The 15834-nt window shown below is 33.1% G+C and carries 7 protein-coding genes; 4 read left to right on the top strand and 3 right to left on the bottom strand.

Annotated features, from left to right (window positions below):
* Positions 1 to 102 precede the first annotated feature (102 nt).
* Entirely contained in the window at positions 103 to 1968 is a 1866-nt protein-coding gene (locus IEW41_RS10590) for a T9SS type B sorting domain-containing protein (protein ID WP_229660214.1), read from the top strand.
* A gap of 1 nt (position 1969) precedes the next feature.
* Here the strand turns inward: IEW41_RS10590 and IEW41_RS10585 are convergent, their stop codons facing one another.
* Positions 1970 to 7555 (bottom strand): alpha-2-macroglobulin family protein, encoded by a 5586-nt coding sequence (locus IEW41_RS10585; protein WP_188606336.1) that lies wholly within the window; start codon positions 7553 to 7555, stop codon positions 1970 to 1972.
* A gap of 121 nt (positions 7556 to 7676) precedes the next feature.
* Positions 7677 to 8732, bottom strand: a complete 1056-nt coding sequence (locus IEW41_RS10580; RefSeq protein WP_188606335.1) for an isoaspartyl peptidase/L-asparaginase family protein — start codon at positions 8730 to 8732, stop codon at positions 7677 to 7679.
* Positions 8733 to 8855: 123 nt separating this feature from the next.
* Here IEW41_RS10580 and amaB point away from each other — a divergent pair, with 123 nt between their 5' ends.
* The gene (gene amaB / locus IEW41_RS10575) at positions 8856 to 10409 is read left to right on the top strand and encodes an L-piperidine-6-carboxylate dehydrogenase (protein ID WP_188606334.1); all 1554 of its coding nucleotides are present in this window, start codon (positions 8856 to 8858) and stop codon (positions 10407 to 10409) included.
* Between the two features lie 69 nt (positions 10410 to 10478).
* Here the strand turns inward: amaB and IEW41_RS10570 are convergent, their stop codons facing one another.
* Positions 10479 to 10910 carry a TerB family tellurite resistance protein gene (locus IEW41_RS10570; protein WP_188606333.1) on the bottom strand — a complete coding sequence of 144 codons (432 nt, stop codon included), beginning with the start codon at positions 10908 to 10910 and terminating at the stop codon, positions 10479 to 10481.
* 190 nt (positions 10911 to 11100) lie between these two features.
* Between IEW41_RS10570 and mfd the strand changes: the two genes are divergently transcribed.
* Both mfd and IEW41_RS10560 read left to right on the top strand, forming a co-directional pair.
* Positions 11101 to 14484, top strand: coding sequence for a transcription-repair coupling factor (gene mfd, locus IEW41_RS10565; RefSeq protein ID WP_188606332.1), 3384 nt, complete (start codon positions 11101 to 11103; stop codon positions 14482 to 14484).
* A 29-nt stretch (positions 14485 to 14513) separates the two neighbouring features.
* A complete protein-coding gene (locus IEW41_RS10560; protein WP_188606331.1) occupies positions 14514 to 15833 on the top strand; it encodes a TlpA family protein disulfide reductase in 1320 nt (439 codons plus the stop codon).
* The last annotated feature ends 1 nt before the right edge of the window (position 15834 follow it).

The following is a 15834-nucleotide window of genomic DNA, read 5'->3' as shown; positions in this document are numbered from 1 at the left end:
TTAAAATTAACGAAAACGATTGCGTTTATAATTTTCATTAAAAACTTACTACTAATATAAACATTAGCTGTGTTTTTATGGTATAATGTTTATTTTTAAAACGTGAAATTTTTAAGAAAAAGTATCCAAATCGTTTTATTATGTGTAAGTATTCCAAATGCTTTTGCACAACTTGGGTTTTGTAATGGGAATTCAGGTGATCCTATTTTTATAGAAACCTTTGGAGAAGGAACAAACAATGTGGCTTTACCTCTTGGAACCACAACATATACTTATGCTAATTCAGCACCTAATGATGGGTTTTATACTGTATCAAGCACTACAAACTGGTATGGTTGGCATAATACCTTAGACCATACACCAAACGATACTAATGGAAGAAGCTTAATTGTTAATGCAGATTTTACAGCTGGCGAATTTTTTAGACAGACCATTAACGGACTTTGTGAAAATACATCTTACGAATTTTCTTCATGGTTATTAAACTTATTACCTAGTAGTGGATGTGGCGGAAGTGGTATTCCAATAAATGTTAAGTTTCAGATTTGGGATATTACAGATACTAATTTGTTGGCATCTGGTGATACTGGAAATATCGCAGGAACACCTAATGCTATTTGGGAACAATTTGGGCTTACATTTCAAACCTTACCAGCTCAAACTTCTGTGATTTTAAAAATGATAAATAATGGTGTTGGTGGTTGTGGAAATGATTTAGCAATAGATGATATAGTATTTAAAACTTGTGGCGATAATATTGTTATTGAAGATTCACAATCTAATGCTACAATCATGGTATGTGAAAACGATACTCCTTTTGCAACTCAATTAACAGCTAATCCAGACTTTTCAATTTATACAACTCATGCTTATCAATGGCAAGAAAGTACTGATAATACAATATGGGTTGATATTGTTGGCGAAACTTACCAATCATACATAACACCTAATATAAATACAACAACTTATTATAGAGTTAAAGTAGCCGAAGATGCTGTTAATTTGGCGAACCCTCAATGTAGCTCACTGTCAGAAGTTTTTGAAATTCGTGTAATCGAAGTCCCAGAAGCTCCAATTAGTAATGGTAATATTGAAAATTGCGGGAATGATACTCAATCTGTTTCAGTAACAGTACCAGCTGATGTGATTGTAAATTGGTATGACGCTCCAAGTGGAGGTAACCTTTTATTGTCTGAAAGCGATTCGTATCCTACTAATGTGGCAGGAACATATTATGCAGAAGCAGTAACAAGTAATGGTAATTGTGTGTCAAATAATCGTACAGCTGTTAGTATAGTATTTTATCCTGTTCCAGTTGTAGTGGATGAAGAACTCACCTTTTGCGAAGGGGAAGATATTACCTTATATGCAAATGTTCAGAATATGACCTATTTATGGAGTACAGGAGATGTCATTTCACAAACTACAGTAAACACATCAGGAATATATACAGTTATTGTAACAAATGGAAATGGTTGTTCGGCAACAAAAACAATAACACTAACTCAAATAGATAATCCAGTTATTGGTTCGGTAGAGTCTGAAGGTACAGATATTATTATTTCTACTGCAAATACAGGCGATTTTGAATATTCTTTAGATGGAATCAACTATCAATTAAATCCAGTTTTTAATACTATTGAAGGCGGATTATATACGATTTATGTTAGAGAGCGCAGTGGTTGTGGTGTTGCATCAATTGAATATTTACACTTTTGGGTTCCTAAATTTTTCACACCTAATGGTGATACAGAAAACGATACCTTTAATTTAAAAGGTATCGAGTTCTATAATCATTCTGAGGTCTATATTTTTGATCGTTATGGTCGATTATTAATTAGTTCTAAAAATAGTCCATTTGCTTGGGATGGTACTTTTAAAAACCAACCATTACCAATGTCTGATTATTGGTATGTTATTAATATTGATGGACAAGAGCTTAAAGGTCATTTTACGTTGAAGAGGTAGATTATTTCTCTACCTCAACCCAACGACCTTTAGTACGCACCAAATACTCATTATCATACATAGCCTCTGCTTGAATTCCTGGTAAATAATAGGTTCCTAAATAAGAAGCATTCAACATAATATTAAAAGTTTTAGTGTCATATTGTCCTCGTCTATTCAAATCAAAATAGAAGTTAACTCTATCATCTCTTATATCTGTAAATCGTGCTTGACTAGTAGTGTTGTCTCCAAAATCGGTAAAACGTGTGTTGACAATTTCCCATCCTGAAGGGAATATTTGTGTTAATGCCACATCATTTACGTTTTCGTCTTTGAGGTTACTCACTTTTACAGTTGCAACAAAATCTTGTCCTTGTTGCAGTTTACTGATATCAATCTTGTTGCCTTTTAAATCTTTATATTCAACAGAAACACTTAAACCTCGTTGCTCTGCTATTTCTTGACCTAAAGGTAGTTTTCCAGAATTAAGCACTCGTACATACACAACATTATCTAAATTGTTTTTAAATGAAAACGAATTGTTTCCATCTTTTACAGATAATTCTCGTTGTGCAATTGCGCTTTTAGTATCGATAGTTTCGGTTTTTCCATTAAAAGTATACGTTAGCTTCATAGCCTTTCCTCCATTAGCTTCTACCATTTTTGCCATTGCCAATAAACTATACGCCGTAGTTTGTGTGCTCATCCATTGGTCGCTCGATAAATCTTTAGCAATGTATTGCGCCAATTCTCGCATTTTAGAATTTTTAGTCAGAATCATGGTTTCTAAAGCCATTGCTCTGTTTCTATCAACCGAACCATAGGTATAATAATTATACTTTGGAGGTGTAAAATTGATGTTTGCTGTACTCGATATTTTGTTACTGGCTTCTTTTTGTCCTGCTAAAGCATAAGCGGCAGCGAGTCGCCATTTGGCTTCATTTGAAATTTCACTAAATTCTCTTAAGCGATTCATTGATGCCAAATCTGGACTTCCAGCCAATGCTAATGTATATAAACGATAGGCTTGTGCTAAATCGGAATTGTAAGTTTTATAGCTTGGTCGCCAATCTTGAGCAGCTTGCTTTTGGTATTTTAACCAATTGCTTTTAAAGGTTAATGGCAATACAAATCCTTTTTTCTCGGCTTCAATCATAAAATGTCCTGCGTAACTTGTACTCCAGTCGTTGGCTGTATTTTCACCCATCCAATAACTCATACCACCATTTGGATGTTGAAAATTACCCAAACGTTTTATCCCGTTTTCGATATTCGATTTTATTTCTTGCTTCTTCTTATATGGCAAATCAAAAATATCGTTTAAATATAATTGAGGAAACACACTCGATGTGGTTTGCTCCAAACAACCATGAGGATATTGTACTAAATACTGAAGTCGTCTTGAAAAATCCATTGGTGGCATTGTTGAAAATTCAACAGTTGCCGAATTGGTTCCTACAACACCAAAGGTGGAAAAATCTAATGAAGCATTTGCATTAGCTTCCATTGTTTTTTCTAATACTTTTGATGTGATAGGATTAGGATTATACACATCAATCTCAACTTTGTAAGTCGATTTTTCACCATTCCCTGTGGCAATTACTTCAACAGTATTAAACCCATTAGCTTTGCTAACATCTAATTCAAAATATGCCATTTGCTCATCTGGTCTTGCAAAGGTTAGCGATTTACTTCTATCGCCAACAACTTCAATTCCATTGCTTAATTTTAAGCTGATGTTTACATTTTTCACATTAGGTTCCATTGCGAAAACAGTAACAGGAAGTGTTACTTTTTCACCTGGACTTAACTTACGAGGTAAGGTTGCCAAGACCATAAGTGGTTTTTTAACCTCAACAGATTTATCGACACTTCCATAAGCTTCAGTTTTAGCATCACCAGCAACAATCATTGTTCTAACAGCACCAATATAATTTGGCATTTTTATTTTGTGTGTTGCTTTAGCTCCAGCTTCCAGTTTAAAAGGTCCTAAATATGTTACTACTGGCTTGAATCGGTTTGCTTTTTGGTTTTTCCCTGCAGCTGCACTTCCATCACCACCAATTGCAAATACTTGGTCTATACTTCCAGAATAAGCACCAATCACATCGTCAAAAACATCCCAAGTTTTCACGCCTAAAGCTTCACGAGCATAAAATGCATCCCAAGCATTTGGAGTTTTAAAACGTGTTAAATCTAACAAGCCTTCTTCAACCATAGCAATAGTGTAAGTCATTGCTTTTTTGTTTTTTTCAGATACAACAACTTCAAACTGTTGTTCAGGTTGAAGACTACTAGGCATCTTAATTTCTGGTGATAATTTTGTGCTTGGATTTTCTACAAGAATAGGAATAACACCATATAAACGTAATGGTAAATCATTAGCAGTTGTTGCATGAGGTTGCAATAATGAAATATTAATAAATACGTTTGGAGCCATTTCGGCAGTAATTGGGATATTAACTGTTGTTTCTCCTTTTGTGGTTTTTACCCATTTATGAGACAAAACATCAGAACCATTTTCAATACTAATTAATGCTCTCCCTTCTGTGCCAGATGGGAACGTAATTTTAGCTGTTTGGCCTACATTATATTTTTCTTTATCAGCAGCAAAGACAAGCATTTTAGCAGCTTCTTTATCTGATGAAGGTGACGTTTGATACCAGTTTTTATAAAAATATGCAGTACGACCTGTAGCATGACCACTTTTTGGATCATTCACTCTTATAAGGTATCGACCACGTTCATTTTCAGGGATTTTTAATGTGAATTTTCCTTTTCCGTTAGCATCAATACTCACTTTTTTATCTAAAAAAGGTCTGTGGTAATTACTCGATACGTAGCTTGATAAATTATCGTAAGAAGAGTTCCACCACCAACGCCATTCTACTTTATACACCTTAACTTCAAGATTATCTCTTTTTACAGGTTTGCCTTGAGCATCTACAACTACAATATCAAAGGTTTGATTTTCATCTGTAAAAAACGAACCATACATATTCCCTTTAGGTGAACGAAGCCCAACAAAAGACTCGTAAGGAGCGTAAGTTTTAGTAAATGCATCTAAAGAAAAGTCGCCTCCATTTTCGAATGCACGTACCAAAAACTGAACGTTTAGTAGTCCAGGCGCATTTTTGCCAATATCTAATTTGTTATTGATTTTTGCGATTCCGTTTTCATCTACTTTTCCTTCAAAAACATTAAGTTCTTCTGACGAAAAACTTCGAGTTGGGTCTGTGAATTCGTAATCTTTATAATTTTTAAATCCAGCATAAGACGTACTGAATTTTGCCTTAATTTCAGCTTTAAGGTTTTTTGCAACAGCTCCATGAAGCCATTTTACATCTAAAGTCCCTTTAAGTGGTTCGTTACTTGTTAGTATTTCGTTTTCAAAATCTACTTTTATTTTTAATCGATTTGGTTTAACAGTTTCAACTCGTAAACTCTTATAAAACGATGCACCACCAACGGATACTTTTGCATTGTAACTTCCTGTTTTACCTTCGGAAGATGTAGGAACTGTGAATCGGTAAAAATTATTGACATTATCGGTCGTGACGTTTTTGTAAATCAGTTTTCCATTAGGATCTGTAATTTCCATTTTTACAGGATGTCCTTTTGGGAGTTTATTATCATTGTCATTTAACATAAAAGTTAAAAATAACGAATCACCTGGTCGCCATACACCACGCTCTCCATAAATATAGCCTTTAAGCCCTCGTTGTAGGCTATTACCAGAGACATCAAATTTGCTTAAGGATAGAGAATTTCCATCGGCTAATTTTATGTATGTTGTGTTTTTTCCTTTTGTAACAATGGCAAACGAAGCATATTTGTTTGAATTTATTTTTGCCAGACCTTCACCATCAGTTGTTGCCTTATTGATTTCTTGTTGCTGAAAATTATACAACTTTATAGTTGCGCCAGATTCTGGATTAGTGTTTAAAATATTAGTGACAGCAAAATAGTATGCGTTATTTGCACCTTGTTTAACAATGACTCCGAGATTAGAAGCCAATAGGTTTTGAGATACAATTCTGTTTTCGTTATAATAGGCATCATGACAAGGGTTATTGCGTTCTCTCCAATTATAGTTTGAGTTTCTATATCTGTAAGTTAGATTATCCCAATATTCTTCTTCTCTTAAATCGTCATCTTCTGTGTAACTTTCATTATAGTTTTCGTTGTAGTAATAATCGTCTTCGTAATAATAATCTTCATAATAGTCATCTTCAGCATTATCAATATTCGTATAATTATCACAATTGAATAAAGAATATTCTTTTTTAATACTCAACTCTATACGATATATTGCACCTGGATCGGCTTTAAAAAATTTAGATAAATCGATGCTGTATGCTTTCCAACGACCATCATTTTCAACACCATCATTTTGTAATGTTATGGTTTGTTTTGCAATACGACGACCAACACGTTTTATAGCAGTTTCGTTATTGCTTTGTAGGTCGTTATCTTGTAAAAACTGAAGCACATTATCTTCAAATATTTTAATAACTCTTACATCAACAGCCTTTAAATTAACAGCTTCAAAATTGAATTTTAATTCTTCCGAATTTGGTAATATGGTTCCGTTACTTATTAAACGCACTTGAGGTTTTAACTCTTCAAAAGAAATCGTTTCGGAGAATGGTTTTTTGAGCTTAAAGCCATCTGTATTAGTGATACCTTGAAAGACGTCAACTAAAACATTACCAACTAATTTATTATCTGGATATACTTTTAACACATTACCATCAACAATATATTTTGGGCTTTTAGCATTTTGAATAGTCACTAATCCATCAAAATTTTGTTGCTTTTTTAAAGGGTCAGAAAAATTGATGGATAGATATTGTTCTGGAGTTTGAATCACCTCTACATTAACAATTGTAAAGTTATTAATGCCAGGAATCATTACTTTATTTTCACCTTCATTATCAGCGTTTATAGCTTTTCCATTCCATTTCACTAAAATATCGCTATCTTCAATAAGGCGATTAATACTATCAATTTTAAATTCAAAAAGCGTTGCATTATCAATAGCATCATTCCATTGCAGTTTTAATTTTTTTCCATTCTGATAGGCTTCAACCAGTTGCTTTGCATTTTTTAGCGATACAATATCTGAAGTTCTTAAAACCGCTTCTAAGTATTGCCAATTTTTACTGTAAGACTGTAAATTATTGGTTGTTACACTAAAATTTGGAGTGATGGTTTTAAATTTAAATGTATAGGTTTCAAAGCCTTTAGGTAAGTTTTTATAAATTTTACTCAACTTCACCGAAACTGTATATTCTGTATCTGGTTTAAGGTGTTCGTCTGGAGTAAATGTTAGTGCATGAGCATTGGCAACAGTTAATTTTCCTTGTACATAAGGGTCTATTGCAACAATAGCGTCTTTTATCTCTTTACCAGCTTCCCAACCTTCGACATCAGTAGCTAAATTAATTACAATTGGATCGGCAATTGACACAACTCCAGATGTAGTATAACTAATATATTCTCTGAATTTAAATAGATTATCGGTTTCTTCTTCGACTTCCTTTTTTTTACAAGAAACAACTAGAGTTAGTAAAAATGTGATGGCAAAAAGCTTTTTTAGAGACATAGTACTGATGGTATTTGGTGATGATTTAGACGAAAAGAAAAGTAGGCGTTTTCCTGTTAATTAAAATACGAGTTTTTTTAATACGTTAGACTTTTATGAAGCGTTAAATTCGTCATAAAGTTTAGTCTTTGTATATACCAATATATAGTTCGCCTTTGTCATTCATTGATGCTCTATACATACCAGCAGTATTAAATTCCATTACCATATTTCCGTTTTTATCTACAGCAACTATACCACCATCACCACCAAGTTGAGGTACTTTTTTCTGTATAACTTCTTTTGCAGCTTCTTGTAGTGTTAAGCCTTTATATTCCATTAAAGCAGAAATGTCGTGGGCAACCATAGCACGAATAAAAAATTCTCCCCAACCAGTGCTCGATACAGCACATGTATTATTATTTGCATAAGTTCCAGCGCCAATTATTGGAGCATCACCAATGCGTCCCCAACGTTTGTTGGTCATTCCACCAGTAGAAGTTCCAGCAGCAAGATTTCCGTTTTTATCTAAAGCAACACATCCAACAGTACCAAATTTTGAATCTTTAATAGTTGGATCATAAAAAGCAGTTTTGTCGTCGTGGTCTAATTCTACTTTTTCAGTTTCTTTAATTTTTAAAAGTGAATTGTATCGTCTTTCAGTAAAGAAATAACTAGGGTCAACAATTTGTATTCCTTGTTCTTTAGCAAACTCTTCAGCACCTTTTCCAGATAACATTACATGAGGCGATTTTTCCATTATTGCTCTTGCTAAATTTATTGGGTTTCTTACAATAGTTGTACCAGCAGAAGCACCTGCATTTAATGTTTTTCCATCCATTATCGATGCATCTAATTCATTGGTTTCAGCATTTGTAAACACAGCGCCTTTACCAGCATTAAACAAAGGCGAATCTTCCATTACGTTTATAGTTTTTTCAACAGCATCTAGACTGCTTCCTCCATTTTTTAAAATTTCGTAACCTACTTTAATAGCTTCTTCGAGCTTTGCTTTGTAAGCTGCTTCGTCTTCTGGAGTCATATTTTCTCTCAATATGGTACCAGCTCCTCCGTGTATTACAATAGAAAATTCAGCTTTAGGAGATTCAATAGGTTTTTCAACTTTAAGTTGTTTCTCACTGTCCTTACAGCTTGATAAAAGAAATAAAAACGATATGCAATACATTAATTTTCTCATGTTGGATGTTTAAAAGATTAAACACTAAAGTTACATTTTTTTACAATGTATGCTTCAGGTAAAAACAACATTTTATTAGTATCTTCGCATCAAAATTTAATAATTCGTAAAAAATAGATATATATGGAAGCAATTGCTACCGATTTCGGAATTGAAAAAGCATTAAAACAACTTGGAGTAAAAGATATAAATGAAGGAACTTCAACAGGTTCTAACAACTTTTCTAATGGAGATATTATTGAAAGCTATTCTCCAGTTGACGGTAAATTAATTGGTAAAGTTAAAACAACTACACAAGCAGATTACGATAAAGTAATGGATGCTGCAACCAAAGCTTTTAAAACTTGGAGAACTATGCCTGCACCACAGCGTGGAGAAATTGTTCGTCAGTTTGGTGAAAAATTAAGAGAGAAAAAAGAAGCTTTAGGAAAACTTGTTTCATATGAAATGGGTAAATCATACCAAGAAGGTTTAGGAGAAGTTCAAGAAATGATTGACATCTGTGACTTTGCTGTTGGTTTATCTCGTCAACTTCACGGATTAACAATGCACTCTGAACGTCCAGGACACAGAATGTATGAGCAATATCATCCGCTTGGTGTTGTTGGTATTATTTCAGCATTTAATTTTCCTGTAGCTGTTTGGTCATGGAATACAGCTTTAGCATGGATTTGTGGTGATGTTTGCGTTTGGAAGCCAAGTGAAAAAACACCAATGTGTGGTATTGCTTGCCAGAATATAGCAGCTGAAGTTTTTGCGGCTAATAATTTACCAGAAGGGATTTCTTGTTTAATTAATGGCGATTATAGAGTTGGAGAGATGATGACTAAAGACACAAGAATACCTTTAGTATCTGCAACAGGAAGTACAAGAATGGGAAAAATAGTTGCTAAAGAAGTAGCAGGACGTTTAGGAAAATCTTTACTTGAATTAGGTGGTAACAATGCAATTATTGTAACACCAGATGCTGATGTAAAAATGACTGTTATTGGAGCTGTATTTGGAGCGGTTGGTACAGCAGGACAACGTTGTACATCAACTCGCCGATTGATTATTCACGAAAGCATGTACGACACTGTTAAAAATGCTGTAGTTGATGCTTACAAACAATTACGTATTGGAAACCCATTAGATGAAAAAAATCATGTTGGACCATTAATTGACAAGGATGCAGTAAAAATGTATCAAAATGCATTAACTCAAGTTGTTGAAGAAGGTGGAAATGTTATTGTTGAAGGAGGTGTTCTTTCTGGCGAAGGTTATGAAAGTGGTTGTTATGTAAAACCAGCAATTGCTGAAGCAAAACCAGAATTTAAAATTGTACAGCATGAAACATTTGCTCCAGTTTTATACTTATTAAAATATTCAGGAGATGTACATAATGCATTAGAAATTCAAAATGGTGTTGCGCAAGGATTGTCATCAGCCATTATGACTAATAATTTGCGTGAAGCAGAAGCATTCTTATCAGTACAAGGTTCTGATTGCGGAATAGCAAACGTAAATATTGGAACATCAGGAGCAGAAATTGGTGGAGCCTTTGGAGGTGAAAAAGAAACTGGTGGAGGACGCGAGTCTGGATCTGATGCTTGGAAAGTGTATATGCGTAGACAAACAAATACCATAAATTATACAACAAGCTTACCTTTAGCACAAGGGATTAAGTTTGATTTGTAATTAAGTAATTATAGAAAACAAAAAAGCCACATCATTTGATGTGGCTTTTTTTATTTATAGATTAATAAATTATCTATTCATGTTTTTAATTTCTTCTGTAAAAGTATCTAAATCAACACCATTACTAACTAAAGTTAATGCTTTGTCAACAACATACTTTACATTGTCTGGAGAAAAGCCTAGCCCAATTCCTATTTTTCTTAATAAAATTTCTTCATGGTCTCCTTTAATATGGTCAACTTGAACCATACGAGCCAAATCATATAAACGCTCTAAACGTCTGTCATAAGAGGTTGGTGGATTAATAGGATGAGATTGGTAATCTTTTAAAATTAACTTATAATCACTTTCGCTAATGTCTAAATTACGAGCCAATCTATCTAAAAACGCTTTTTCATCGTCAGATATAACACCATCATCCATAGCAACTCTTACTATTGCTGCAAAATGGTCTTCATTACGCTTTTTAAATCCACTATCAAATAAATCTGAAATTGACATAATTTTCTTGTTTTTAAGGTTCTGCAAACCTACATATTTTTTTTATCTTTTGAAATATAAATCATCTATAAAGTAAGGTTAATAAGCCTATATAATAAGAATGAAAAATACCTATTAAATATAATTTTAAAATTACTTTTTAACAACAAACTCTATCACAAAATTTTATATTTGTACAAAATAAATTGTCTTGAGTAAATCACATCTCTCGCAAACCTATGCACAGACTTTGCAAACGCAAAATCTGCAAATTGCTATTGCCAAAAATCAACCTTTCGACGGAGTTTATACTGAGCGAAGTCGCAGTGCTCAGGACAAGCCCAAATTACATCTTAAAGGACTTGTTGGGTCGTCATTATCGTTTATTATTTCAGAAACATTTAAGCAATCTGAAGTACCATTTTTATTGGTTTTTAATGACAAAGAAGAAGCGGCTTTTTATCTTAATGACTTAGAATTATTGCTTAACGATAAAGATGTATTGTTTTATCCTGGAAGTTATCGTCGTCCATATCAAATTGAAGAAACCGATAATGCAAACGTGTTGTTGCGAGCTGAAGTTTTAAACCGAATCAATTCTCGTAAAAAACCAGCCATTATTGTTACCTATCCTGATGCTTTGTTTGAAAAGGTGGTAACAAGAAAGGAACTTGAGCGAAATACACTTAAAATTTCACTTAACGATAATTTGTCAATCGATTTTGTAAACGAAGTGTTGTTTGAGTACCAATTCAAACGTGTCGATTTTGTGACTGAACCTGGCGAGTTTTCTGTAAGAGGAGGCATTGTAGATGTGTTTTCATTTTCGCATGATGAACCTTATCGAATTGAGTTTTTTGGAGACGAAGTAGATAGTATTAGAACTTTTGATGTAGAAACACAATTATCTACAGAACAGATTAAAAAAATAAGTATTATTCCAAATGTTGAGAATAAGTTTTTAGAAGAAAGCAGAGAGAGTTTCTTAAAGTATATTGCTTCAAAAACAATTGTATTTACTAAAAATGCAGATTTATTATTTTCAAGAATTGATAATTTTTTTGGTAAAGCTGAAGACGCTTTTAAAACACTTTCAAAAGACATAAAACATGCGTCTCCTAACGAGTTGTTTTGCAACTCAGAATTGCTTAAACGACAATTATTAGAATATACATTAGTTGAGTTTGGAACTTCAAGCTATTTTAATAGTGAAACAATTCAATTCAACACTTCTCCTCAACCGTCTTTTAATAAACAATTCGATTTGTTAATTGAAAACCTTAATGCATCTCATGATAAAGGTTACACCAATTATATTGCTTGTGTAAGCGAACAACAAGCCAAACGTTTTCACGATATTTTTGAAGATGTTGAGCAAGATGTACATTATAAAACAATTGTATTATCCTTGTTTCAAGGATTTATAGATCACGACAATAAAATTACCTGTTATACAGATCATCAAATATTTGAGCGTTACCATAAGTTTCATCTGAAAAACGGTTACGCTAAAAAGCAAGCTATAACTCTAAAAGAGTTGACAAACCTCGATATTGGAGATTATGTAACACATATCGATCATGGAATAGGACGTTTTGGTGGTTTGCAAAAAATTGATGTAGAAGGCAAAAAACAAGAAGCTATTAAACTGATTTATGGCGAACGTGATGTGCTGTATTTAAGCATTCACTCGTTACATAAAATTACCAAGTTTAATGGGAAAGATGGTAAACCTCCAAAAATTTATAAGCTTGGAAGTAATGCTTGGAAAACCTTAAAGCAGAAAACAAAATCTAGAGTTAAAGAAATTGCCTTTAATTTAATTCAGGTGTATGCTAAACGCAAGCTGGAAAAAGGCTATCAGTATAAACCAGATAGCTATATGCAATTGGAGCTAGAAGCATCGTTTTTGTATGAAGATACTCCTGATCAAATGTCATCGACAGCAGATATTAAAGCTGATATGGAAAGCGAACGACCAATGGATAGATTGGTTTGTGGCGATGTTGGCTTTGGAAAAACTGAAGTTGCTATAAGAGCTGCATTTAAAGCCGTTGATAATGGTAAGCAAGTTGCGGTTTTAGTGCCTACAACTATTTTGGCTTATCAGCATTATAGAACGTTTACAGAACGGTTAAAAGATTTTCCTGTAACTGTTGATTATGTGAATCGTTTTAGAACAGCCAAAGAAAAACGCGAAACACTTGAAAGCCTTGAAAATGGTCATGTTGATATTATTATAGGAACACATCAACTCGTAAATAAAAATGTAAAGTTTAAAGATTTAGGTTTGCTTATTGTTGATGAAGAGCAAAAATTTGGTGTTGCTGTAAAAGAGAAATTAAAGACTTTAAAAGACAATGTTGATGTGCTTACATTAACAGCAACTCCTATTCCGCGTACACTTCAATTTAGCTTAATGGCAGCAAGAGATTTGTCGGTTATTACAACACCTCCACCAAATCGTTATCCTATAGAAAGTCATGTTGTAAGATTTAATGAAGAGACCATTAGAGATGCGATTACTTATGAAATTCAACGTGGCGGACAAGTGTTCTTTATTCATAATCGAATAGAAAACATAAAAGAAGTTGCAGGTATGATTCAAAGGCTAGTTCCAGATGCTAAAGTTGGTGTTGGTCATGGTCAATTAGATGGCAAGAAACTTGAAAATTTAATGCTCTCTTTTATGAATGGTGAGTTTGACGTGTTGGTAAGTACAACTATTGTAGAAAGCGGACTAGATGTACCTAACGCTAATACAATTTTTATCAATAATGCTAATAATTTTGGGTTAAGTGATTTACATCAAATGCGAGGTCGAGTAGGACGAAGTAATAAAAAAGCGTTTTGCTATTTCATCACACCAGAATATTCTGCTATGACAGATGATGCTCGTAAACGTATAACTGCACTAGAGCAATTTTCTGAATTGGGAAGCGGATTTAATATAGCCATGAAGGATTTAGAAATTCGTGGAGCAGGTGATTTACTTGGTGGAGAACAAAGTGGTTTTATTAATGATATTGGTTTTGATACCTACCAGAAAATATTAAATGAAGCTATTGAAGAATTAAAAGAAAATGAGTTTAAAGATTTATATCAAGACGAAGGTGTAGATAAAGAGTATGTAAAAGATATTACCATAGATTCTGATTTTGAGTTGTTGTTTCCAGATGACTATGTAAACAATATTACTGAACGATTAAATCTTTACACACAGCTTAATACTATTAAAACAGAAGAGGAACTTCAGGTTTTTGAGAATCAACTTATCGATCGTTTTGGAGAACTGCCAAAACAAGTTGTAGATTTATTAAATAGTGTTCGTATAAAATGGATAGCAACAAAAATTGGTTTAGAAAAGGTTATCATGAAACACGGCAAATTAGTAGGTTATTTTATTAACGACCAACAAAGTGCGTTTTACCAAAGTCACGGATTTACCAAAGTGTTACAATTTGTACAAACACATCCTAATGCAGCAAAAATGAAAGAGAAACAAACAAGAGGAGGTTTGCGTTTATTACTTACATTTGAGAATATTAAATCTGTAAAGCAAGCATTAGTAGTGTTGCAACCAATAGTGGCTTAATTTTTGAACAAAAAATAAAAATATATAGAATGAAAAAAAGTGTATTTCTTTTAGTGTTACTACCAGTACTTATGTTTTCACAGCATAGTATTGAAGGCATTTTTACACCAGCAGAAAAATTCTCATTTGCTATGTTGTATAAATCAAGTCCAACAAGTACTGAGTATGTAAATAGAGGAGTAGTACAATCGGATGGTAGTTTTAAAATACAGATGGATGCTAACGCTCCAGCAGGTATTTATAAAATCGTATACGCATTGCCACAAGAGGAAAATAATTTCGATTTAATATATAGCGGAAAAGAAGACGTAAAGTTAACTTTTAGTTTAGAAGAAGGTTTGGTTTTTACAGCATCTAATGAAAACGAATTATGGGCTTCTTATACGAAAAGTATGGAGTTGATAAACGCAGCAATAAGTAATTTTTACGCAAAAGAAAGTACAGATGAAAAGGCCTTTGAAGATATTTTCAATACACTTTCTGATACTCAAAAAGGTTATGATGAGGCTTCAAAAGGCACAATGGCTAATGTTTTTATTAAAGCTAACGAGCCTTATATACCAACACAGTTTGAAGATATTTCAACCTATTCTAAAAATTTAAAAAACACTTATTTGCAGCGCGTAGATTTTAATAATGAGTTACTACAAAGCTCAAATTTTTTAACCGATAGAATTTTAGCTTACGTTTTTGGAATGTCGTCAAGTACAGAAGATACCACCTTCAACCAACATGTTGATGATATAGCAAAAGCAATTAGCACTACTAAAATTGGAGTTAAGTCCATATTGTTAGAAATGCTTTGGTGGCGATTTGTAGAGCTTGAAAAATCTAATGTTGCTAACTACATAACTAATACTTACTTATTAGAAATAGCCAAGCAAAGTAATAATAATGACTTATTAGAAACTATTGTTACATACAGAGATAATTCATTAGGCGAAGTGGCTATCGATTTTCCAATTAAAATTTCAAAAAATGGAAAAATAACAGAAACATCTTTACACAAGCTAGATAGTGCAGACCACTATTTAATTATTTTTTGGAGTAGTACTTGTTTTCATTGTTTAGACGAACTTCCTAAAGTAAAAGCATTTATTGAAGCACATCCTAAAAATTTAAAAGTAATAGCTATTGGGCTTGAAGATGATGACTCAACTTGGAAAAACACAATAACAAATTACCCAGAGTTTATTCATGTTTTAGGACTAGCAAAGTGGGATAACACTATAGCTAACGAATACGGAATAAAAGCAACACCAAGCTATTTTGTATTAGACAAAGACAAAAAAATAATTGCAAAGCCTGCAGATGTTGAAACTTTAGAAGTTGAGTTAAGTAAGTTGTAAT

It is taken from the genome of Aquaticitalea lipolytica (assembly GCF_014641635.1).
Lineage (GTDB): Bacteria > Bacteroidota > Bacteroidia > Flavobacteriales > Flavobacteriaceae > Aquaticitalea > Aquaticitalea lipolytica.
The sequence above is the reverse complement of the archived record's forward strand: the minus strand, read 5'-3'. Positions and strand labels throughout refer to the sequence as shown.

Bases quoted from the DNA above. Each gene is read 5' to 3' on its own strand.
- IEW41_RS10580 (WP_188606335.1), bottom strand. From the start codon at position 8,732: ATGAGAAAATTAATGTATTGCATATCGTTTTTATTTCTTTTATCAAGC.
- IEW41_RS10560 (WP_188606331.1), top strand. From the start codon at position 14,514: ATGAAAAAAAGTGTATTTCTTTTAGTGTTACTACCAGTACTTATGTTT.
- IEW41_RS10585 (WP_188606336.1), bottom strand. From the start codon at position 7,555: ATGTCTCTAAAAAAGCTTTTTGCCATCACATTTTTACTAACTCTAGTT.
- amaB (WP_188606334.1), top strand. From the start codon at position 8,856: ATGGAAGCAATTGCTACCGATTTCGGAATTGAAAAAGCATTAAAACAA.
- IEW41_RS10570 (WP_188606333.1), bottom strand. From the start codon at position 10,910: ATGTCAATTTCAGATTTATTTGATAGTGGATTTAAAAAGCGTAATGAA.